Origin of the sequence: Roseovarius sp. 217, from assembly GCF_000152845.1 — a bacterium.
GTDB lineage: Bacteria > Pseudomonadota > Alphaproteobacteria > Rhodobacterales > Rhodobacteraceae > Roseovarius.
Genome location: NZ_CH902584.1, coordinates 2,402,300 through 2,422,938, shown reverse-complemented (window position 1 = coordinate 2,422,938; position 20,639 = coordinate 2,402,300). Strand labels below are relative to the sequence as shown.

Here is a 20,639-nt window from a genome sequence, read left to right as displayed (position 1 = left end):
GCGCTCAGGTGCCGCCCTGCTGCTTGAACACGCCGGTCAGACGCGGGCCGCCCCAGCGACGGCGGGCAAGACCCCCCACGCTCTCATGCAGGCGCTCAGAGCGGTCGCGCCCCACCACGCGGGGGCGGCGCAGCACGAGGATCTTGCCCCAGCCCGCCCATGTGCCCACCGAGGGCGCATGGATATCCTGCGGAAAGCGCGCGCGCCAATCGGCGGGCAGCGGCAACGCGCAGCCCTCAAGCCGCTCAAGCATCCAGACCAGTGGGATATTGGCGAGGGGACGCGCGGCATGGATGCCGCAGAGTTGCCCGCCCACATCCGAGTGACAGCCCCGGAACCAGACCTGTTCGACATGGCCGTCGAATTCGGGCGGGCAATCCCAGAGCACAGGCGTATAGGCATTGCGGGTCTCATCGAGGGCCAGCGCATGATAGCCGTGCCGCGTGGTGCGCCCCAGTTGGTGATTGTGAAAACCATGCGCATCGGCGCGAAAGCGCCAGAGAATCGGGACGCGCAGGCCCAGCGCCTTGACCGTATCCCAGACACCGATCATCTCGACATGGGTATTCTCATGGCAATGGGCGCGGGCAAAGGCCTGAGCGGCGCGGCCCGAGGGCGTGCAGCGGTAATGGCGAAAGGCCTGATGCACATTGCGCTCTGTCGCCTCTTCGGCGCGCAAGAGGCCGATGCGGTCGATCACGCCTGCCAGCGAGCGCACCGCATAAGCGCCACGTGAGTAGCCCAAGAGGAAAATCCGGTCACCGGGGCGGTAGCGATTGGCCAGATAGCCATAGGCGCGGCGAATCTGGCGGTTGATGCCACGCCCCATCACGATGTCGCCGGTGGCGCGCCAGTCGCGCCATTGAATCCCCGCCTCGTAATAGAGCGAGAGATTGGCCCCCGACACCTCACGCAGCAATTTGTAGGTGAGGCCGGCGTTGGTTTCAAACCCCGGTGACAGGCTCGACATCGTACCGTCGAGGATGAGCACATGGTTGACCGGCCCGCGCCGGTGGCCAAAGGCCGGGTGCGCCTCACTCGGCCCCGGCCGCAGCCAGTCCAGAACGCTCTTGGTCCAACTCCGCCATGACATGACGCACCGCCTTTGCCGCCCGAGAGCGCGCCCAAGGGGTCAAGGGCGCGACCGGGACTTGTCCTCAGCTTGCGCAGAAATCCGTTGCGATTCCATGAAAATCACTGTGAGCGCCGCGTTACAGTTGCGCAACGGTCACAATCTCGCGCAGGCCATAGCCGTTGAAATCGGTGCTGAGGCAGCGGGTATAGGCCCCCATGCCCGCAATCAGCAAGTAATCGCCCTCGGCCAGATCCGACGGCAGAGGCAGAGGATCAGGCAGCCGGTCGATGCTGTCGCAGGTCGGACCAAAGACCACGCGCGGCAGCGGCGCGCCGGTGCGGGGCGTGCCGTCCGGGGCCAGCACGGTGAGGCGGTCCGGCGCGCCGATATCGCGGATTTCGGTGAGACCGCCGTAGACCCCGTCATTGACAAAGATGGCGCCACTGTCGCGCAGCGCCTTGACGCGCACGGCCATACTAAAGGCCTCGGCCACCATGGCGCGGCCCGGCTCGCACACGAGCGCCGGAGCATTGGGCCCAAAGACCCGCGCCACCTCGGCCCCGATGTGATCAAAAACCGCGGTCAGATCCGGCGTGGTCCCGGTCCGATGCGACGCAAAGCCGCCGCCCACGTTGAGCCGTGCCAGACGCACGCCCGCCGCATGCGCCACCTCGGCGACGACACTGATATAGGCACCCCATGCCGCCGGGTCGGCGCATTGGGTGCCGGGATGAAAGGTCATCGAGGGGGTAAAGCCACGCTCTGCGACGACGCGCAGCAAGTCCGCAGCGCGCTCTGGCCCGACGCCGAACTTGGCCCCGAAATCATAGGCAGCACCGCGCACCGGCAGGGCAAGGCGCACGGTGATTTCGGCATCGGGTGCAATCCGCCCCGTCAGCTTGTCCAATTCGCGCAGGCAGTCGATGGAATAGGACCGCACGCCCATTTGCGACGCAACCTCGATCTCGGGGATGGACCGCACGGGGTTGTTGTAATGCAGCACGGCATCGGGGCAGACGTCGCGCACGGCGCGCATTTCCTCGGGGCTGGCCACGTCAAAGGCAGTGATCCCCGCCGCCACCAGATTGGCCAGCACCTCGGCCCCCGGATTGGCCTTGACCGCATAGGTCACAAGCCCCGGAAACCCGGACTGAAAGGCTCGGGCGGTGGCTTGCAATTGGTCGGGTGAAAAATAGAGCAGCGCCGCATCGGGGGTCTGGCGCATCAGATGGGCGCGCGGATCGGACCAGGGGGCGGCGTTTTTCATCGGACATACCTCAATCTGCTGCGTCTTTTCTTTGAGTGTGCCGCGAATTCTCGTCGATTCATGGTGTCATTTCGTATATATTGGCAGATATAGTCGTCATATTGACGAGGTGATCATGCAAATAGACGAAACTGATCATGCCTTGATCGCACTCTTGCAGGAAAACGCCCGCCTGCCGGTGGCGACACTGGCGCGCAAATTGGGGTTGGCGCGCACCACCGTGCAGGCGCGGCTTGACCGGCTGGAAACCTCTGGGGTCATCACGGGCTATAGCCTGAGGCTGAGCGCCGAGACACGCCCTGCCCTGCGCGCAACGGCGCTGGTCAGCATCGAGCCGCGCTCTGGCCCAACGGTGCTGGCACGGCTGAAATCGCTGCCACAGGTGCGCCGGGTGCATACCACTTCGGGGCGGTTCGACCTGATCGTGATGATTGAGGCGGAGACCACCGAAGCGCTGGATGAGACCCTGGACCGCATCGGCGAGGCCAAGGGCGTGCGCAGTTCCGAGAGCCTGATTCACCTCTCGACCAAACTTGACCGGGGTCACTGAGTGCAGCAGTCTGGCCGCACCAACACAAGCGGAGGCGCAGGCATGGACACGGTCAGTTTCAGACAAATGAAGGACGGCACCAAAGAGGACTACGAATTCCTCACCGCCCATGAGATCGACCATACCCGACACACGGCCAAGCGCCTGTTGAGCGCGCTGGTCGATCTGGATCAGAGCCTGTCAGGCTATCAGATCACCCGGCTTGGGCACTCTGTCCAGTCGGCCACACGGGCGTGGCGCGGGGGCGCGGATACCGATTGGGTGGTCGCCGCACTCTTGCACGACATTGGCGATATCTATGCGCCCTACAATCACGACGAATACGCCGCGACGATCCTCAAGCCGTTTTTGCGCGAACAATGCACCTGGTGCGTGGCGACCCATGGCGATTTCCAGATGCTTTATTATGGCCAGCACCTTGACGGGTTTGATCAGCACAAGCGCGACCGTCACCGGGGCAATGCCTATTTTGACGATTGCGCCGAGTTTTGCGAACGCTGGGATCAGGCCAGCTTTGATCCCGAGTACGACAACCTGCCGCTGGAATTTTTTGCCCCGCTGGTCGAAGAGGTGTTTGCGCGCAAACCCTACGACCCGGCGGTGATCCGCGCGGGCCTGCGCGTACCGCTGACTGATGTATCCCTCGCGTCGGCGCGCCAGAACCGAGGTTAGCGCCGCCCCAAGAGCCCCATGCGCCAGAAAATCGCCATCAACGCCACCCCCAGCACCACCAGCCCGGCGCAGACCAGCCAGAATGCGCGCACGTCATCCGCGCCGGGCATGCCGCCCACATTGATCCCCAAGAGCCCGGTGATCAACCCCAGCGGCAGAAAGATCGCCGCCACCACGGACAAGAGCAGCATCTGGCGGTTCATCGATTCCGCGCGGGCATCCATGATCTGATCATGCACCACCTGTGCGCGGTCGCGGATCGCGTCCAACTCCTCGGCCAGCCGCGTCACCCGCTCTGTGGCTTCGCGCAACCGGCTGCGGTCGTGGCTGCGAATCCACGGCATATCCTCAATCTCAAAGGTGCTGAGCGCATCGCGTTGCGGTGCCATGTGCCGTCGCAGCATGATCGCCACCCGCCGCACATCCGCCAGATCGCGCCGGTCGAGCACCGCCAGAGTGTCGATCACATGATCTTCAAGCAGATCCAGCTTTTCGTTCAACCCGGCGACCACCGGCTCTGCCCGGTCTGCCAGACGCAGCGCCAGGCGCGCCACCAGTTCCGCCGCACCATCCGGCCCCTGATCGCGCGTGATGCCTTCCATGACATCGCTCACCGCCATCAGACGACGCAGTTGCACGCTGACCACCAGCCCCTCGGTGACCCACATCCGCAGGGACACCATATCCTCGACCTCGTCACCGGGGTTGAGATTGACACCGCGCAGGTTGGTGAGCACGCCAGACCCATGCACGGTTGCGCGCGGCCGGGTTTCAGGCGCGAGCAGCGCGCGCAGCACCAGCGGGTCCAGCCCCGAGGCCTCCAGCCACTCACGCGCACCGGGATGGGCGCAATTGACATGCACCCATGTCAGCGATTGCCTGTCCTGCCAGTCCGCCAGCGTCTCGCCTGTCGCATCGACCGGCGTGCCCTTGCCATCCCGGCTCAACCGCCATTGCCGGACCCCGTCCATCTGCCTGTTCTCCCTCATCGTGTTTTGCCGGACACTCTGCGCCACATTGCCCCCGCTTGTCACGCAGGCGGGCCAAGAAAATGCGCGCTTTGGCTTTTCCTCTGAGCCCACATTAGATAGAGCAGGGCGAAACCCGGTTTTTGCAGGATCAAGACGTCATGGCGATGGAAAAGACATTCGACGCGGCCGAGGCCGAGACGCGGCTCTATCAGGCGTGGGAGGACGCAGGCGCGTTCCGGGCCGGGGCAAATGCCGCGCCGGGGGCCGAGACCTTCAGCATCATGATCCCGCCGCCCAATGTGACCGGCAGCCTGCATATGGGGCATGCCTTCAATAATACGCTTCAGGATATTCTGATCCGCTGGCACCGGATGCGCGGGCATGACACGCTCTGGCAGCCGGGGCAGGATCACGCGGGCATCGCCACGCAGATGGTGGTCGAGCGCAAGCTGGCCGCCGAGGGCGCGCCTTCACGCCGCGAGATGGGGCGTGAGGCGTTTCTCGAAAAGGTCTGGGAGTGGAAGACGCAATCCGGCGATACGATCATCAATCAGTTGAAACGCTTGGGCGCCTCCTGCGACTGGTCGCGCAACGCCTTTACCATGTCAGGCGCACCGGGGGCACCGGCGGGCGAAGAGGGCAATTTCCATGATGCCGTCATCAAGGTCTTTGTCGATATGCACGCCAAGGGTCTGATCTATCGCGGCAAGCGATTGGTCAATTGGGATCCGCATTTCGAGACGGCGATTTCCGATCTTGAGGTCGAGAATATCGAGGTCGCGGGCCATATGTGGCATTTCAAATACCCGCTGGCCGGGGGCGAGACCTATGACTATGTCGAGAAAGACGCAGACGGCAACGTGACCCTGCGGGAAACGCGAGATTACATTTCCATCGCCACCACCCGGCCGGAAACCATGTTGGGTGATGGCGCCGTCGCTGTTCATCCATCAGATGAACGTTACGCGCCAATTATCGGAAAACTCTGCGAAATCCCGGTGGGACCAAAGGAGCATCGCCGCCTGATCCCGATCATCACCGATGACTACCCCGATCCCGATTTCGGTTCGGGCGCGGTCAAGATCACCGGCGCGCATGATTTCAACGATTATGGCGTGGCGAGCCGAAATGGCATCCCGATGTACCGCCTGATGGATACCCGCGCGCAGATGCGGGCCGATGGCGCGCCCTACGCCGAATGTGCCACCCGCGCGCAGGAGATCGCCGAAGGGGCGGCGTTCACCATCGAAGAGGTGGACACGTTGAACCTCGTGCCCGACCACCTGCGCGGTCTGGATCGGTTCGAGTCGCGGGAACAGGTCGTGGCCGAGATCACAGAGGAAGGGCTGGCGGTGATGGTGACGACGGAGGACGGAGAGGACGTGCCCTTCGTCGAGGCCAAACCGATCATGCAGCCCTTCGGCGACCGCTCCAAAGTCGTCATCGAGCCGATGCTGACCGATCAATGGTTCGTCGACACCGCCAAGATCGTTGGCCCCGCCCTCGACGCCGTGCGCTCGGGCGAGGTGACGATCCTGCCGGAAAGCGACCGCAAGGTCTATTTCCACTGGCTGGAGAATATCGAGCCATGGTGCATCTCTCGGCAACTCTGGTGGGGGCATCAGATTCCGGTGTGGTACGGCTTTGACCTCAGCGCGCCGGATTTCCACGATGACGAGGGCGATGGCACGCTCGATCTGGTGGAAATGCTGCGCCTCTTGAACGAAGGGCATCTCAGCCCCTTGATGGAATGCGGTGCGGATTTTGGCACCGTCTCGGACGCCTATCACGACAGGCTCGCCAGCCTGCCGGTGCCTCTGGCCGCGATGCGGGTGGTTGAAGTCGCGAGCCGGGATGAGGCGCTGCATCAACTGGCCAGTGCACTGGCAGAGTATACCGCCACGCAAGACCCCACCCATCTGGTCTATCCGGTCTGGCGCGACCCCGACGTGCTCGACACATGGTTCTCGTCGGGTCTCTGGCCCATCGGCACGCTGGGCTGGCCCGAGGACACGGCGGAACTCAAGCGCTATTTCCCGACCTCTGTTCTCATCACCGGCTTTGACATCATCTTTTTCTGGGTCGCACGGATGATGATGATGCAATATGCCGTGGTCGGGCAAAAGCCGTTCAGCCATGTCTATGTCCACGCTCTCGTGCGCGACGAGAAGGGCAAGAAGATGTCCAAGAGCCTAGGCAATGTGCTCGACCCGCTGGATCTGATTGCGGATTATGGCACCGATGCGGTGCGGTTCACATTGACCTCTATGGCCGCCATGGGGCGCGACCTGAAGCTCTCGAAAGAGCGCATCGCGGGCTATCGCAATTTCACCACCAAACTGTGGAATGCCGCCCGCTTTGCCGAGATGAACGGCGCGGTCGGCTCGACCGGCATGGTTCCCACGCCCACCGCCACGGTCAACAAATGGATCATCGGCGAGACCGCCAAGACCCGCGCAACCGTCGATGAAGCGCTAGAAAACTTCCGCTTCAACGATGCGGCGGGCGCGCTCTATGCCTTTGTCTGGGGCACGGTCTGCGACTGGTATGTGGAGTTTTCCAAGCCGCTGCTGCTGGATGGGGATGCAGCCACCAAGGCGGAAACGCAGGCCACCATGGCCTGGGTCATCGACCAGGGCCTGATCCTCTTGCATCCGATCACGCCCTTCATCACCGAGGAACTCTGGGGCACGCTGGGTGCGCGCGCCAAGATGCTCGTGCATGGTGATTGGCCGACCTACGGCAGCGAACTGATCGACCCCGCTGCGGACCGCGAAATGAACTGGGTGATCGCCCTCATCGAGCAAATCCGCTCGGCCCGCGCGCAGATGCATGTGCCGGCCGGTCTCTATGTGCCGCTTCTGGTCACAGAGTTGAACGAGGCCGGGCGTGCAGCCTGGGCGCGCAACGAGGTGATGATCAAGCGGCTGGCCCGCATCGAGAGCCTGACGGATGTGGACCGTTTCCCCAAAGGCTGCGTCACAGTGGCGGTCGAGGGCGGCAGCTTTGGCCTGCCACTGGCCGATATCATCGACGTGGCCGAGGAAAAGGCGCGGTTGGAAAAGACGCTGACCAAGCTGGAAAAGGAATTGGGCGGATTGCGCGGTCGCTTGAACAACCCCAATTTCGTGGCCTCGGCCCCCGAGGAAGTGGTGGTTGAGGCGCGCGAGAACCTCGCCCTGCGCGAGGACGAGGACAGCAAATTGCGCGCGGCCTTGGCGCGGCTGGCAGAACTGGGTTGAACCATGGCCCTGTGCGGGCCTGTATGACCCAAGACGAAGCAGGACCTCTGCTTTTTCTTGGGTCAAATACTCAAAAATCCGCCTGCGATCAGGCGCGCGTCCAGCGGTGCATCACATCACCGCCCAAACTGCGTGTCTCGACCAAACGAAAGCGCGCCGCCTCTTCCAGGCGTGCCAGACCCAGCGCGCCGATCCCCGGCAGCCCTTCTGCCCCAATGGCAAAGCCTGCGGTGAAACCGATCAGCTCATCCACCAGCCCCGCCGACAATAGCGAGGCTGCCAGCGCCCCACCGCCTTCGCAGAACACCCGTGTCAGCCCCTCGGCCCCGAGCGCCTTGAGAACAGACGCCGGATCAACCTGCCCCAGCCTGACCTCGCAGGACACGAGCCGCGCGCCGATGCCGCGCCACGCGGCAACCAGTGCCGGGTCCACATTCGGCCCATGGCAGAGCCAGAGCGGCACATCCTTGGCTGTGCGCGCGAGATTGGACAGGAGCGGCAAGTCGAGTCTGCGCGAGACCACAACACGCACCGGCTGACGCCGCGCGCCCATGTCGCGCACTGTGAGCATGGGATCATCGGCCCGCGCGGTCCCTGCCCCCACCATCACCGCGTCATGGCGCGCGCGCAAGGTATGCACCACGCGCCGCGCCTCTGGCCCGGTGATCCACTGGCTGTGGCCGGTGGCGGTGGCAATACGCCCGTCGAAGCTCGATGCCAGCTTGAGCGTGACCAAAGGTCGTCCGATCTCGTTACGCATGAGGAACCCGGCCAGATCGCGCCCCGCCACATCGGCAAGAACGCCGGTCCGGACCTCGATCCCCGCCGCGCGCAGCCGCGCAAAGCCGCGCCCCGCAACGCGCGGATCATTGTCGTCAAACGGGGCCACCACCCGCGTGATACCCGCCGCAATCAGGGCGTCGGCGCAGGGCGGGGTCTTGCCGTGATGGGCGCAGGGCTCCAACGAGACATAGGCCGTGGCCCCGCGCGCCAGATCTCCCGCCTGCGCCAAAGCCTGCGTTTCGGCATGGGGACGCCCTCCGGGCGCGGTCCAGCCGCGCCCGACGATATGCCTACCCTGCACGATGACACAGCCCACGGCCGGGTTAGGCGCACATTGCCCCATGCCCCGCCGCCCCAGCGACAGGGCCAGCGCCATAAAGCGGGCGTCGGCGCCGCTCACGCGTCCGGTTTGGGATTGAGGGCCGCGTCCTCGGGCCGCAATTCGCTGACAAAGCGGTCGAAATCATCCGCTTCCTGGAAATTCTTGTAGACGCTGGCAAAGCGCACATAGGCGACTGTGTCGATCCGTGCCAAGCTCTCCATCACGATCTCACCCACGGTTTTCGAGGGAATATCGGTCTCGCCCATGCTCTCCAGTCGCCGCACGATACCGGAAATCATCTGTTCAATGCGTTCAGGGTCAATGGGACGTTTCTGAAGCGCGATCCGGATCGAGCGTTCCAGTTTATCACGGTCGAAATCCTCGCGGCGGCCATTGGATTTCACCACCACCAGATCGCGCAGTTGCACGCGTTCATAGGTGGTGAATCGCCCGCCGCAACCGGGGCAGAACCTGCGCCTGCGGATCGAGACATGCTCTTCTGCGGGGCGCGAATCTTTGACCTGTGTATCTATATTTCCGCAAAACGGGCAGCGCATTGGCCGTCCCCCTTTTCTGTCCTTGCCTCTTGGGTCATGGGTCTGATGCCCAGTTATCCACAGCCACTATAGGACAGCCGCAAGGTTTTGGGTAGGGGGGATTTTAGCGTCCCAGATCATGGGGGCAAATCGGATCAAAAGCTATACTCGACGGTGCCCGCACGGCATTTGAGATGGGCAATCTCGCCCTTGCCGTCCTGCAACACGACAACGCCACCAAAGCGGCTGTCGGGTTTGGTATCGTCCACCGCATCGAATTTATCGAAACCTACATAAACCTCGTAGATCACCGCGTTATTGCGCAGGCGCACCGCCTCCCAGATGGTGCGGCCGATGCCGGGCCAAGGCACGATTTCCGCGCCATCACCGATAGGGCGTGTCAGCGCCAGGTCCGGCGCGCCACCCTTGGGGCCAAAACTGTAGCTCACGTCCTTTTCGCTGCTGCAGACGTGCAGCACCTTGCCGCCCCGCTCCATAGCGCAGCTGAGAAACAGCGTCTGGTCCTCAGGACAGGCCGTGGCGGGCAGGGCGATGACGCTCAGGAGTGCCGTGATCCATCCGCGCATCTACCGCCCTCCCACTTTGCGCGCTCAGGTTTCCGAGAGCGCGACTTTCATATCCGTCACCTGATAGATCACCTCGCCATCCGCCTCGACCCGTCCATTGGCCACGCCCATGGTCAGGCGGCGGGTCTGCACCGCCTTGGTGAAATCCACATAATAGGTCAGCATCTTGCGGTCGGGTCGCACCATGCCTGTCAGCTTGACCTCGCCCACGCCCAGCGCATAGCCGCGCCCCTGCCAGCCGCGCCAGCCGAGGTTGAAGCCGGTCAGTTGCCACAGACCATCCAGCCCGAGACAGCCGGGCATGATCGGGTTGCCCGGAAAATGACATTTGAAAAACCACAGGTCCGGTGTGATGTCGAACTCCGCCACCACATGTCCCTTGCCATGCGCGCCGCCATCTCCGGAAATCTCGGTGATCCGATCCATCATCAGCATCGGCGGTTCGGGCAATTGGGCGTTACCCGGGCCGAACAATTCGCCACGGGCGCATTTAAGCAGATCGTCACGATCGAAGCTGCTTGGATAATCGGCCATTCAGGCGGCCCCTTTCATTGCAAATACCGGTCGTCGCCCCCCTCTAGCATCCAGCAAAAGGCGCATGCAAGCCTGCGACATCACCGCACCCCCTTTTGCTGGTAAATGGATTTTATTTGAAACTGCCCCCCCCGAGGCCCTATATTGCTAGAAACATGGGATGAACGAGACAATGACAGCATATGCGACGATGACCACACCGGCAGGATCGGTTGCCGCCAAATGGCTCTCAGATGCAGGGCTGCGCCCCACCCGGCAACGCGTGACCTTGGCCACGCTGCTGATCGGTGACGGCCAGCATCGTCATGTCACCGCCGAGAGCCTCTATGCCGATGCCCAAAACGGCGAGGACGCAGTGTCCTTGGCGACCGTCTACAACACTCTGCGCGCCTTTTGCGACGCCGGATTGCTGCAAGAGGTGACGGTAGACGGCTCCAAGAGCTATTTTGACACCAATACTGTCGATCACCCGCATTTTTACTGGGAAGACGAGAACCGTCTGAGCGATGCCCCGGCAAGCGAGTTGGAAATCACCCGCCTGCCCAAAGCCCCGGACGGGGCAGAGATCACCGCCGTCGATGTTGTGATCCGTCTGCGCCGGACCAAGTGATCCCGCGCAGCATGCGTGCTGTCAGCTACGCGGCCTTTGGTGCGCCGCACGACGTTCTGAGCCTTGGCGATGTGCCGACGCCTGTGCCAAGCGCGGGCGAGGTTCTGGTGCGGCTGCGCCTGTCCGGGGTCAATCCATCGGATGCCAAGGCGCGGGCCGGCACGCGTCCGGGCGTGATCAAACCCGCCTTTCCGCGAATCATACCCCATTCCGACGGGGCTGGCGTGATTGAGGCTGTGGGCCAAGGCGTGAACCCCGGTCGCATCGGTCAACGGGTGTGGATCTGGAATGGCCAGTGGCAGCGCAGCCATGGCACCGCCGCCGAATTCATCGCCCTGCCCGCCGCCCAAGCTGTGCCGCTGCCCGACGGTGTCTCGTTTGAGGTTGGCGCGACCTTGGGGATTCCCGGGCTGACCGCTGCGCAGACCGTGTTTGGCGACGGCGATGTTGCGGGGCAAACGATCCTGATTTCAGGTGGTGCTGGCGCGGTGGGACATACCGCCGTTCAATTGGCGCGGGCCGCCGGAGCACAGGTGATCGCCACCTGTTCCGCCCCCGCGATGGAGCGGGTGCGCGCCGCCGGGGCCGCGCATGTGTTCGACTATGCCAGCCTTGATCTGGCGGCCCAGATTCTCGCAGCCACAGACGGGCGCGGTGTGACCCGCGCCATAGAGGTCGAGTTTGGCCAGAACGCCAGCCTTTTGGCCGAGGTCATGGCCCCCAATGGGACCATCGCCGCCTATGGCTCGGGCAAGGAGATGACCCCGACCCTGCCCTTTGGGCCGTTTCTCTTCAAGGCGCTCAAGATCGACATCACATTGATCTACATTCTACCCGACGCCGCGCGCGAGGCCGCCATCGCACGCCTTCATGCAGCACTGGAGGCCGGCACGTTGCGCCCCGAGATCGCGGCGCATTACCCGCTGTCAGACTGCGCCGCAGCCCATGAGGCGGTGATGACGCCCGGGCGCGCGGGTGCCGTTTTGCTCGATATCGGGTGAGACGGGGCCGGGTTTGGCCTGAAGCGGACTTTGGTCCCAAGCGCTTACGCGCGGAACCAAGCCCGAAGGGCGCCGCGCGATCGCTGGGCCGTCCGTCGCACCGAAGATGCGCCGCTTTTTCTCGGCACGCCTTCGGCGTGACGGCCTAGCGATTTTGAGATGGAGTGCATCTCTTTAAAGTCATACGGACTTTGCTTGCATTAAGTGGCAGTTGCCGCCGTTGCATCGCTAGTCCCCGGCCCAGCGACCGCGCGGCTCATCAATTGGGACCAATGTCAGCAACAGACCAACACCCCCGCACTCTTTCTGAACCGCACGCGCTGGGCACAGCGCATTCGCACTCAGGCGATTTCGACCAGTTCGATGGCAAAGGTCAAATCCTTGCCTGCCAGGGGGTGGTTGGCATCAAGCACGACCTCTTGATCTGTCACGTCGACCACAGTCACCGGCAACACCTGACCCTGCGGTGTCTGCATCTGCAACTGAGTGCCCAAATCGAGCGGGATATCCGCTGGAATCTCGGCGCGCGGCACCGCCTGTTGGGCGCTTGGATCGGGCTGGCCATAGGCCATGTCGGCGGGCACTTCGACGGTTTTCTTGTCGCCCACAGTCATGCCGGTAATCGCGGCATCAAGGCCGGGAATGATCTGGCCAGAGCCTACGGTGAATTCGAGCGGATCACGTCCGGCGCTCGAATCAAACGTTGCGCCATCGGCCAGCGTGCCGGTGTAGTGAATGCGGACAGTATCGCCCGGTTTGACCTGCGTCATTGGATCTCCAATCTGTTTGGAAGGGGGATGAGTTTGCAAGGCCACGCAAGATCTGCGCGGGTGCTTGGTGCGACTGCCCTCTAATTTAGCGACGCCGGTCCCGATTTGCAAACCGACTCCTGAAATTGCGGCCCGGTCCCTCACAGCCTCGTGCGCGCGTGGGGTCTTTTCGCCCCTGCCGTTCCATGACAGTCTGCGCGCGATCACCAAGGGGGATACGAGACCATGCCGATCACCACCTGCATTTTTGATGCCTATGGCACGCTGTTTGATGTGGCAGCCGCCGCGCGCAATGCCGCAACCGAGCCGGGGCGCGAGCGATTTGCCAAACACTGGCCCGCAATTGCCGAAAAATGGCGGCTGAAGCAGTTGCAGTACACTTGGCTGCGTGCGGTCATGGGGCAACACACAGGGTTCTGGCAGGTCACTCAGGACGGGCTCGATTGGGCGCTGGAATCGGAGGGATTGCACGGCGATACCGCGCTGCGCGACCGGCTCTTGCAGCTCTATTGGGAGTTGGAAGCCTATGCAGAAGTGCCCGCCATGCTGGGCGCGCTGAAAGCGGCGGGGATGAACACCGCCATCCTCTCGAACGGCGCGCCGGATATGTTGCAGGGGGCGGTAAAATCCGCCGGGATTGGCGATGTGCTCGACGATGTGCTCTCGGTCGAGAGCGTGGGCATCTTCAAACCCGCGCGCGTGGTCTATGATCTGGTGGGGCAGCGGTTTGGCTGCGCGCCCGACGAGGTGCTCTTCGTGTCTTCGAATGGCTGGGATGCCTGTGCCGCCGCGGGCTATGGGTTCGCGACCGCATGGGTCAACCGCGCGGGCGATCCGGTGGACCGCCTGCCCGCCACGCCGCGCCACCAGTTGCGCGACCTGACCGGCATTCCCGATCTGGCGCGCGGCTGATGGGGCGGTTTACCACCTCTGACGGCGTCTCGCTTTATTATACCGATGAGGGGACCGGCGCGCCGATCCTCTGCCTTGCGGGGCTCACGCGCAACAGCGCCGATTTCAGCTTTGTCGCGCCGCATCTCGCAGGCAATCGTTTGATCTGCATGGATTATCGCGGGCGCGGGCAATCCGAGTATGCGCCCGATTTCATGTCCTACAACATCCTGCGCGAAGGGCAGGACGCTATTGAATTGATGGATCATCTGGGGCTGGAGCGTGTCACGCTGATCGGCACCTCGCGCGGCGGGCTGATTGCCATGGCGCTGGCCTATGGGCATCCCGCACGCCTGCGCGGTGTCGTGCTCAATGACATCGGGCCAGAGGTGGCGCCCATCGGGATCGAGCGGATCATGGATTACGTGGGGCGCGAGCCGGCGCAACCCGATCTGGACAGTTGCGCCGCCGCTCTCGCCCATGTCCATGCCAAAGGTTTTCCCGGCGTGCCACTGGAACGCTGGCGTCAACAGGCGGGCTTCATGTTCTATGAAAAACCGGGGGGCGGTCTTGGCCTGCGCTATGACGCACGGCTCCGTGATGCGCTGGTGGGCCAAGCGGGGGCTGGCGAGGCGGTGGACCTCTGGCAATTGTTCGATGCGCTGCGGGATATTCCCACCGCCGCGATCCGGGGGGCGAATTCCGATCTTTTAAGCCTTGAGACCTTTGCGAAAATGCAAGAGCGTCACCCGGACCTCATCACCGCCACCGTGCCCGACCGAGGCCATGTGCCCTTTCTCGATGAACCGCAATCCCTCGGCGCCATTCGCGCCCTCTTGGACCAGATGAAATGACCGACATTACGATGATCCGCGCCGCCGCCAGCCGCCTTGCTGGCCATGCAAGGCGCACGCCGCTCTTGTCTTCGCCCTTTCTCGACGAGATCGCCGGACGGCGCGTCTTTGTCAAACCCGAGTGCCTGCAACATACCGGCAGCTTCAAGTATCGCGGGGCGCGCTCGGCTGTTTCGGCGCTGGATGCAGCGACCCGCGCACGGGGCGTGATCGCCTTTTCCTCTGGTAACCATGCGCAGGGCGTGGCGCTCGCGGCGCGGCAATTTGGTGTGCCAAGCGTGATCATCATGCCGTCGGACGCGCCGCGCATGAAGATCGACAACACCCGTGCGCTGGGGGCCGAAGTGGTGCTCTATGAGCGCGCAACCGAGGATCGCGATGCCATCGGGGCGGCGCTGAGTGCTGAGCGCGGTCTGACGCTGATCAAGCCCTATGACGAGCCACAGGTGATCGCAGGCCAAGGCACCATCGGGCTTGAGATTGCCGAGGATGCAGCGGCCATGGGCATCACCCGCGCCGATGTGCTGGTCTGTTGCGGCGGGGGCGGTCTGACCTCGGGCATCGCTCTGGCGCTTGAGGCGGACGCGCCGGGCCTGCGCGCACGGCCCTGTGAGCCGGAGGGGTTCGACGACGCCGCCCGATCGCTGGCATCGGGGCAGATCGAACGCAACGCCCGGACCTCGGGCAGTCTCTGCGATGCCATCGTCACACCGCAGCCGGGGAACCTCACCTTTCCGATCATGCGGCGGCTCTGCGGTCCGGGGCTGGTCGTGACCGAAGATGAGGCGCTGCACGCCATGGCGCTGGCCTTTTCCCGGCTCAAGCTGGTGGCGGAACCGGGGGGTGCCGTGGCGCTGGCCGCCGCCCTCTTTCGTGCCGATCAGATCGCGGGCGACGCGGTGTTTCTCACCATTTCGGGCGGCAATGTCGATGCGGATGTGTTCCAAGACGCGCTTGCGCGCTTTGCCTGAGAGGGGATCATGGCCTTTCTCGATCTGGATGATGTGACCCTGCATTACCTCGACGAGGGCGACCCCGAGGGCGCGCCCATCGTCTTTGCCCATGCGCTGGGCACCGGCACGTTTCTCTGGGATGCGGTGGTGCCGCTCTTGCCGCCCGGCCTGCGGATCATCCGCTATGATGCGCGCGGGCATGGGCAATCCTCCTGCCCGCCTGCCCCCTATACGATGGGCGCACTGATCCGCGATGCCGAGCGGCTGATGGATCATCTGGGCATCAATGACGCCATGTTCGTGGGCCTTTCCATCGGCGGGATGGTGGCGCAGGGGCTGGCGGTGAAACGCCCCGACCTGATCCGCGCGATGGTGCTGTCCAATACCGGGGCCAAGATCGGCACGCCCAAGCTCTGGGCCGAGCGCATCGCCACGGCGCGTAATCCGGGCGGTATGGCGGACCTCGCACGCGGATCATGCGAGCGCTGGTTCACGCGCGCCTATCTCAAGGAGAATAAGCATCTGCCTTGGTTCGAGCGCCTATGCCAGCATGACCCCGAAGGCTATGCCGGCTGCGCCGCCGCTATATCGGGCACAGATTTCTACACGCCCACCTCTGGCCTGCGCCTGCCCACGCTGGGCATTGCCGGGGCCGAGGATGGCTCGACCCCGCCCGACCTCGTGCGTGAAACCGTGGACCTGATCCCCGGCTCACGGTTCGAGCTGATGCGCCGCACCGGGCATGTGCCGCCGGTGGACCAACCGGGCGACTATGCGCGTCTGCTGACCACGTTCCTGCAGGCCACCGGGCATATCGACCCCGCCTGACTGAAACCCGCTTGCGGTGGCGCGCGAATCCGGGTCACCTGCACCAAGGATCAACGCCCGCCGCCCTCTCATCGAATGCGACAGTCTGCCAGTCATCTGGCCTCAAATACCGCGGGGACCGAGGGGCTGGCCCCCGGTCCGACCTTGCAAACCCACGCTCTTGACACCTTACAGGATGCACCCATGAAGCTCAGAGACCTTGACATCATCGTGACCGCGCCCCCAGCACCCGGCTGGGGCGGGCGCTACTGGATACTGGTCAAAGTAACCACCGATACCGGCCTCACGGGATGGGGGGAATGCTATGCTGCCAGCGTCGGGCCCGAGGCCATGCGCGCGGTAGTCGAGGATGTGTTCGCCCGCCACATGGCCGGGGAAAACCCTGAGAATATCGAACTCATGTTCCGCCGCGTCTATTCTTCCGGCTTTACGCAGCGTCCGGACCCCACCACCATCGGTGCGTTCTCGGGGCTGGAAATCGCCTGTTGGGACATCCTGGGCAAGGCGCGCGGACGCCCCGTCTGGGCGCTCTTGGGGGGCAAGATGAACCCCCGCATCCGCGCCTACACCTATCTCTACCCCCTGCCCCTTCACCCCGTTGCAGAATTTTGGACCTCGCCCGACATGGCCGCCGAAAGCGCCAAAGACTGCGTCGCGCGTGGGTACACGGCGATCAAGTTTGATCCCGCTGGCCCCTACACCCTGCGCGGTGGCCATATGCCCGCAATGACGGATATTTCGCTCTCGGTGGAATTTTGCCGGGCGATCCGCGCCGCCGTCGGCAACAAGGCGGACCTGCTCTTTGGCACGCATGGGCAGTTCACCACCGCGGGCGCAATCCGTTTGGGTCAGGCGCTCGAGCCCTATTCACCGCTCTGGTACGAAGAGCCGGTGCCGCCAGACAATGTCGCTGCGATGGCACAGGTGGCGCGCGCTGTGCGTATCCCCGTGGCCACTGGCGAGCGGCTGACCACCAAGGCAGAGTTTGCCCCCATCCTGCGCGATGGGGCGGCCGCGATCCTGCAACCGGCGCTGGGCCGCGCGGGCGGCATCTGGGAGATGAAAAAGGTCGCCGCGATGGCCGAGGTCTACAATGCGCAAATGGCACCGCATCTCTATGCCGGGCCGGTGGAATGGGCCGCCAATGTGAGTTTTGCCGCTTCCATCCCCAATCTCTTGATGTGCGAATGCATCGAGACACCGTTTCATGACGCGCTGATCAAGGGGAGCATCCGGGTCGAGGGCGGGTTCATCACCCCGCCGGAAAACCCCGGTTTGGGTATCGAGGTGGATGAGGATCTGGCGCGGGCAAATCCCTATCGTGGCACCGGATTGCATTTGGAGATGCAGGAAGCGCCTTGTGATTACGTCAATGGTAACAGCTTTGTCGGGGGTGCGCCGCCTGAGGATGAGTGAGGGCAGGTTTTGGTCTAGAGATGACGTTGGCCCCAAGCGCTTACGCGCGGAATCAAGCCCGAAGGGCGCCGCGCGATCGCTGGGCCGTCCCGCGGCCTAGCGATTTTGAGACGGAGTGCATCTCTTTGACGTCATACGGACTTTGCTTGCATTAAGTGGCAGTTGCCGCCGTTGCATCGCCAGTCCCCGGCCCAGCGACCGCGCGGCTCATCGCTTGGGGCCAAGGTCAGCAGCAGGCCATTACCTCAGGGCAAAACCTGCAACCAAACCCAGGCCGTGACAATCGTCAGTCCGGTGGACAAGAGCACGCTCGACGCCGCCACCCGCTTGGCATGGCCATAGATATTGGCAAAGATATAGGCGTTGACCCCCGGTGCCATCGCCGCCGTCACCACCGCCGAACGCACGCCCTCAACCGGCAAACCGAGCCCCAGGCCAAGACCAAAGGTGATCGCCGGATGCGCCACCAGCGAAATCAGGCACACGTAGAGGATGACGCGCAGATCGCCCTCGGGTCGATATTGCACCAACACACCGCCCAAGCCGAATAGAGCGGCCGGAAGTGCCGCGCGTGCGATGAGGTCTAGCCCCTGCTGCACCGGCGAAGGCAGCACCAGCCCCGACAGGTTGACCACAAACCCGGCTGCCACGCCCATGATCAGCGTGTTGGAAAACATCGCCTTGAGCACCTTGACCGCCACCTGCGGCCCCGCCGTGCCACGCGCTTTGACGATTTCCATGACGGTGATGCCGAGGCCGTAGCAAAAGGGCGAATGCACCGCGATGATGGCGAAATTCGCGGCCAGAGCATCCGCCCCATAGGCGCGCTCCATGATCGGCAGGCCCAACAAGAGCGAGTTGGAAAAGAGGCAGCAAAAGCCGATGGCAACCGAATCCTCCCAGGTTCGACCAAAGATCAGCCGCGCGCCAAAGAGGCCCAGCGCAAAGCCGGAACTCGCCCCCACGTAGAAACTGAGCAACAGCCGCCAATCGAAACTTTGCGCCAGATCGAGCCGCGATATGGCGGTGAAGAGCAGACAGGGAATGGCGAATTTCTGGGTGAAACTCATCAAACCATCCACACCCGCCTGACTGAACCAGCGCCGCCAGACCGCGAGATAGCCAAAGCCGATCACCAAAAAGACCGGCAGGATGATTTCAAACAGCGCCTGCATCGCGCTCAGACCGTGTAACGCAGGATCATCCCGTCATAGGCGGGGGTCACATGCGCAGGCGTTTCCTCGTCCACGGTCTGATAATCGAGGTCGATATGCATATTGGTCAGCACGGCACGACGCGGGGCTGCGCGCATAATCCAGTCCAGCGAGCGGGCCAGATGCGCATGGGTCGGATGCGGCGTGCGGCGCAGCGCATCCAGAATCCAGCAATCCAGACCACTCAGAACCGGCCAGACATCCTCGGGAATAGCTGCCACATCTGGCAGATAGGCCAGATCAGCCACCCGAAACCCGAGCGCGTCGATCGAGCCATGATTGACCTGAAACGGGTTCAGGCGGATCGCACCGCCCGCGCCCTCGATCTCGAACGGGCCGTCAATCGTGTGCATGTCGAGAATGGGGGGATAGGGGCTGTCCTCGGGCTGAACAAAGGCATAGCCAAACCGCGCATAGAGCGCGTTTTGCGTGTCGCCATCGGCCCAGACCGGCAAACGCCGGCGCATGTTAAAGACGATCATCCGCAAGTCGTCGATGCCATGCACATGATCGGCATGGGAATGGGTATAGACCACCGCATCAAGCGCGCCGATACCCGCATCCAGCAGTTGCGCGCGCAGGTCGGGCGAGCTGTCGATCAGCACGCGGGTGATGCCATCCTCGGTCTCACGCTCGATCAGCATAGAGCAGCGGCGGCGCGTGTTGCGCGGATTGGCGGGATCACACTCGCCCCAATGCCCGCCCAAGCGCGGCACACCGCCGGACGATCCACAGCCCAGAATGGTAAAGCGCAACTCGGCCATCACAGCACCGCCTTGGTAAACAGCCGCTCGAAATTCGCCTCGGTTTGTGCCGCAAACTCTGGCCAGTCCATGCCAAAGACTTCGGCCGCCTTTTGGCCCGTGTGCAGCGTGTAGGCAGGCTCGTTGCGACGACCCCGGTAGGGGGGCGGTGCCAGATAGGGCGCGTCGGTTTCCAAGAGAATACGGTCCACCGGCGCGGTGGCAAAGATATCGCGCAGCCCTTGGCTCTTGGGAAAGGCCGCAATGCCCGACATCGACAGGTAAAACCCGAGATCGAGCGCGGCGCGGGCCAGTGCGGCACTGGAGGAAAAGCAATGCATGACACAGGTATAAGCGCCGTTGCGATATTCCTCGGCCAGAATGCGCGCCATATCGTCATCGGCGCTGCGCGCATGGATGATGAGCGGCAATCCGGTGCATCGCGCCGCCTCGATATGCACGCGCAGGCTGGTTTTCTGCACCTCGGCGGTCTCGGCGGTGTAGTGATAATCAAGGCCGGTTTCACCGATGCCGACGAACTTGGGATGCTCCGCCAATTTCACCAGACCATCGACCGTCACCAGCGGGCTCTCTGCCGCGCGCATCGGGTGGATGCCCGCCGCATAGAAAACCGCCGCATGGGCCTCGGCAATCGCCCGCACGCGCGGCTCCTGATCCAGACGGGTGCAGATTGTCACCATGCGGTGCACGCCCGCCGCAACGGCGCGGGTGATCACCTCATCCCGCTCGTCGTCGAAATCGGGAAAGTCGAGGTGGCAATGGCTGTCGGTGATACGAATGTCGGTGCTCATGCCTGTCC

21 protein-coding genes are annotated in these 20,639 nt (G+C 63.6%); 10 read left to right on the top strand and 11 right to left on the bottom strand.

The window, feature by feature from the left end:
• Positions 1-4: 4 nt before the first annotated feature.
• Together ROS217_RS11560 and ROS217_RS11555 are read right to left on the bottom strand one after the other, a co-directional pair.
• Entirely contained in the window at positions 5-1,093 is a 1,089-nt protein-coding gene (locus ROS217_RS11560) for a DUF2235 domain-containing protein (RefSeq protein WP_009817934.1), read from the bottom strand.
• Between the two features lie 118 nt (positions 1,094-1,211).
• Complete coding sequence (locus ROS217_RS11555; protein WP_009817933.1) at positions 1,212-2,342, bottom strand: type III PLP-dependent enzyme; 1,131 nt, start codon at positions 2,340-2,342, stop codon at positions 1,212-1,214.
• A 115-nt stretch (positions 2,343-2,457) separates the two neighbouring features.
• Here ROS217_RS11555 and ROS217_RS11550 point away from each other — a divergent pair, with 115 nt between their 5' ends.
• Together ROS217_RS11550 and ROS217_RS11545 are read left to right on the top strand one after the other, a co-directional pair.
• Positions 2,458-2,892, top strand: coding sequence for an Lrp/AsnC family transcriptional regulator (locus ROS217_RS11550; protein ID WP_009817932.1), 435 nt, complete (start codon positions 2,458-2,460; stop codon positions 2,890-2,892).
• 42 nt (positions 2,893-2,934) lie between these two features.
• On the top strand, positions 2,935-3,564 hold the full coding sequence (locus ROS217_RS11545) for an HD domain-containing protein (protein WP_040651378.1): 630 nt from the start codon (positions 2,935-2,937) through the stop codon (positions 3,562-3,564).
• Here the strand turns inward: ROS217_RS11545 and ROS217_RS11540 are convergent.
• Positions 3,561-4,535: a zinc transporter ZntB gene (locus tag ROS217_RS11540; protein WP_009817930.1), complete on the bottom strand. Its 975-nt coding sequence runs from the start codon at positions 4,533-4,535 to the stop codon at positions 3,561-3,563. The genes ROS217_RS11545 and ROS217_RS11540 overlap by 4 nt on opposite strands.
• 158 nt (positions 4,536-4,693) lie before the next feature.
• On the opposite strand from ROS217_RS11540, the gene ROS217_RS11535 reads away from it, so the two are divergent.
• The gene (locus tag ROS217_RS11535; protein ID WP_040650551.1) at positions 4,694-7,777 is read left to right on the top strand and encodes a valine--tRNA ligase; all 3,084 of its coding nucleotides are present in this window, start codon (positions 4,694-4,696) and stop codon (positions 7,775-7,777) included.
• A gap of 88 nt (positions 7,778-7,865) precedes the next feature.
• Here the strand turns inward: ROS217_RS11535 and ribD are convergent, their stop codons facing one another.
• From ribD to fabA, 4 genes are all read right to left on the bottom strand, one after another.
• Positions 7,866-8,960 carry a bifunctional diaminohydroxyphosphoribosylaminopyrimidine deaminase/5-amino-6-(5-phosphoribosylamino)uracil reductase RibD gene (ribD, locus tag ROS217_RS11530; RefSeq protein ID WP_009817928.1) on the bottom strand — a complete coding sequence of 365 codons (1,095 nt, stop codon included), beginning with the start codon at positions 8,958-8,960 and terminating at the stop codon, positions 7,866-7,868.
• Entirely contained in the window at positions 8,957-9,439 is a 483-nt protein-coding gene (gene nrdR / locus ROS217_RS11525; RefSeq protein WP_009817927.1) for a transcriptional regulator NrdR, read from the bottom strand. The genes ribD and nrdR overlap by 4 nt, the downstream gene beginning before the upstream one ends.
• 134 nt (positions 9,440-9,573) lie before the next feature.
• Complete coding sequence (locus ROS217_RS11520) at positions 9,574-10,005, bottom strand: hypothetical protein (protein WP_009817926.1); 432 nt, start codon at positions 10,003-10,005, stop codon at positions 9,574-9,576.
• Between the two features lie 24 nt (positions 10,006-10,029).
• Positions 10,030-10,539, bottom strand: coding sequence for a bifunctional 3-hydroxydecanoyl-ACP dehydratase/trans-2-decenoyl-ACP isomerase (gene fabA, locus ROS217_RS11515; RefSeq protein WP_009817925.1), 510 nt, complete (start codon positions 10,537-10,539; stop codon positions 10,030-10,032).
• A 190-nt stretch (positions 10,540-10,729) separates the two neighbouring features.
• Between fabA and irrA the strand changes: the two genes are divergently transcribed.
• Positions 10,730-11,149: an iron response transcriptional regulator IrrA gene (gene irrA, locus ROS217_RS11510; RefSeq protein ID WP_040651373.1), complete on the top strand. Its 420-nt coding sequence runs from the start codon at positions 10,730-10,732 to the stop codon at positions 11,147-11,149.
• A gap of 11 nt (positions 11,150-11,160) precedes the next feature.
• The gene (locus tag ROS217_RS11505; RefSeq protein WP_009817923.1) at positions 11,161-12,150 is read left to right on the top strand and encodes an NADPH:quinone reductase; all 990 of its coding nucleotides are present in this window, start codon (positions 11,161-11,163) and stop codon (positions 12,148-12,150) included.
• A gap of 341 nt (positions 12,151-12,491) precedes the next feature.
• Here the strand turns inward: ROS217_RS11505 and ROS217_RS11500 are convergent, their stop codons facing one another.
• A complete protein-coding gene (locus ROS217_RS11500; protein WP_009817922.1) occupies positions 12,492-12,920 on the bottom strand; it encodes an FKBP-type peptidyl-prolyl cis-trans isomerase in 429 nt (142 codons plus the stop codon).
• A gap of 225 nt (positions 12,921-13,145) precedes the next feature.
• On the opposite strand from ROS217_RS11500, the gene ROS217_RS11495 reads away from it, so the two are divergent.
• From ROS217_RS11495 to ROS217_RS11475, 5 genes are all read left to right on the top strand, one after another.
• The gene (locus tag ROS217_RS11495) at positions 13,146-13,832 is read left to right on the top strand and encodes a haloacid dehalogenase type II (protein ID WP_009817921.1); all 687 of its coding nucleotides are present in this window, start codon (positions 13,146-13,148) and stop codon (positions 13,830-13,832) included.
• Positions 13,832-14,665, top strand: coding sequence for an alpha/beta fold hydrolase (locus ROS217_RS11490; protein WP_009817920.1), 834 nt, complete (start codon positions 13,832-13,834; stop codon positions 14,663-14,665). Before ROS217_RS11495 ends, ROS217_RS11490 begins: the two co-directional genes overlap by 1 nt.
• Positions 14,662-15,636, top strand: a complete 975-nt coding sequence (locus ROS217_RS11485; RefSeq protein ID WP_009817919.1) for a threonine ammonia-lyase — start codon at positions 14,662-14,664, stop codon at positions 15,634-15,636. Before ROS217_RS11490 ends, ROS217_RS11485 begins: the two co-directional genes overlap by 4 nt.
• 9 nt (positions 15,637-15,645) lie before the next feature.
• Positions 15,646-16,446, top strand: coding sequence for a 3-oxoadipate enol-lactonase (pcaD, locus tag ROS217_RS11480; RefSeq protein ID WP_009817918.1), 801 nt, complete (start codon positions 15,646-15,648; stop codon positions 16,444-16,446).
• A gap of 183 nt (positions 16,447-16,629) precedes the next feature.
• Positions 16,630-17,862 carry a mandelate racemase/muconate lactonizing enzyme family protein gene (locus ROS217_RS11475; protein ID WP_009817917.1) on the top strand — a complete coding sequence of 411 codons (1,233 nt, stop codon included), beginning with the start codon at positions 16,630-16,632 and terminating at the stop codon, positions 17,860-17,862.
• Positions 17,863-18,107: 245 nt separating this feature from the next.
• On the opposite strand, the gene ROS217_RS11470 is transcribed toward ROS217_RS11475, so the two are convergent.
• From ROS217_RS11470 to ROS217_RS11460, 3 genes are read right to left on the bottom strand one after another with little or no spacing between them, the layout of a single operon-like run.
• Positions 18,108-19,037 carry an AEC family transporter gene (locus tag ROS217_RS11470; RefSeq protein WP_009817916.1) on the bottom strand — a complete coding sequence of 310 codons (930 nt, stop codon included), beginning with the start codon at positions 19,035-19,037 and terminating at the stop codon, positions 18,108-18,110.
• Positions 19,038-19,042: 5 nt separating this feature from the next.
• Positions 19,043-19,840, bottom strand: coding sequence for an MBL fold metallo-hydrolase (locus ROS217_RS11465; protein WP_009817915.1), 798 nt, complete (start codon positions 19,838-19,840; stop codon positions 19,043-19,045).
• The gene (locus tag ROS217_RS11460; protein WP_009817914.1) at positions 19,840-20,631 is read right to left on the bottom strand and encodes a TatD family hydrolase; all 792 of its coding nucleotides are present in this window, start codon (positions 20,629-20,631) and stop codon (positions 19,840-19,842) included. The genes ROS217_RS11465 and ROS217_RS11460 overlap by 1 nt, the downstream gene beginning before the upstream one ends.
• Between the last annotated feature and the right edge of the window lie 8 nt (positions 20,632-20,639).

Bases quoted from the DNA above. Each gene is read 5' to 3' on its own strand.
- ROS217_RS11560 (WP_009817934.1), bottom strand. From the start codon at position 1,093: ATGTCATGGCGGAGTTGGACCAAGAGCGTTCTGGACTGGCTGCGGCCG.
- ROS217_RS11555 (WP_009817933.1), bottom strand. From the start codon at position 2,342: ATGAAAAACGCCGCCCCCTGGTCCGATCCGCGCGCCCATCTGATGCGC.
- ROS217_RS11550 (WP_009817932.1), top strand. From the start codon at position 2,458: ATGCAAATAGACGAAACTGATCATGCCTTGATCGCACTCTTGCAGGAA.
- ROS217_RS11545 (WP_040651378.1), top strand. From the start codon at position 2,935: ATGGACACGGTCAGTTTCAGACAAATGAAGGACGGCACCAAAGAGGAC.
- ROS217_RS11540 (WP_009817930.1), bottom strand. From the start codon at position 4,535: ATGGACGGGGTCCGGCAATGGCGGTTGAGCCGGGATGGCAAGGGCACG.
- ROS217_RS11535 (WP_040650551.1), top strand. From the start codon at position 4,694: ATGGCGATGGAAAAGACATTCGACGCGGCCGAGGCCGAGACGCGGCTC.
- nrdR (WP_009817927.1), bottom strand. From the start codon at position 9,439: ATGCGCTGCCCGTTTTGCGGAAATATAGATACACAGGTCAAAGATTCG.
- ROS217_RS11520 (WP_009817926.1), bottom strand. From the start codon at position 10,005: ATGCGCGGATGGATCACGGCACTCCTGAGCGTCATCGCCCTGCCCGCC.
- fabA (WP_009817925.1), bottom strand. From the start codon at position 10,539: ATGGCCGATTATCCAAGCAGCTTCGATCGTGACGATCTGCTTAAATGC.
- irrA (WP_040651373.1), top strand. From the start codon at position 10,730: ATGACCACACCGGCAGGATCGGTTGCCGCCAAATGGCTCTCAGATGCA.
- ROS217_RS11505 (WP_009817923.1), top strand. From the start codon at position 11,161: ATGCGTGCTGTCAGCTACGCGGCCTTTGGTGCGCCGCACGACGTTCTG.
- ROS217_RS11500 (WP_009817922.1), bottom strand. From the start codon at position 12,920: ATGACGCAGGTCAAACCGGGCGATACTGTCCGCATTCACTACACCGGC.
- ROS217_RS11495 (WP_009817921.1), top strand. From the start codon at position 13,146: ATGCCGATCACCACCTGCATTTTTGATGCCTATGGCACGCTGTTTGAT.
- ROS217_RS11490 (WP_009817920.1), top strand. From the start codon at position 13,832: ATGGGGCGGTTTACCACCTCTGACGGCGTCTCGCTTTATTATACCGAT.
- ROS217_RS11485 (WP_009817919.1), top strand. From the start codon at position 14,662: ATGACCGACATTACGATGATCCGCGCCGCCGCCAGCCGCCTTGCTGGC.
- pcaD (WP_009817918.1), top strand. From the start codon at position 15,646: ATGGCCTTTCTCGATCTGGATGATGTGACCCTGCATTACCTCGACGAG.
- ROS217_RS11475 (WP_009817917.1), top strand. From the start codon at position 16,630: ATGAAGCTCAGAGACCTTGACATCATCGTGACCGCGCCCCCAGCACCC.
- ROS217_RS11470 (WP_009817916.1), bottom strand. From the start codon at position 19,037: ATGCAGGCGCTGTTTGAAATCATCCTGCCGGTCTTTTTGGTGATCGGC.
- ROS217_RS11465 (WP_009817915.1), bottom strand. From the start codon at position 19,840: ATGGCCGAGTTGCGCTTTACCATTCTGGGCTGTGGATCGTCCGGCGGT.
- ROS217_RS11460 (WP_009817914.1), bottom strand. From the start codon at position 20,631: ATGAGCACCGACATTCGTATCACCGACAGCCATTGCCACCTCGACTTT.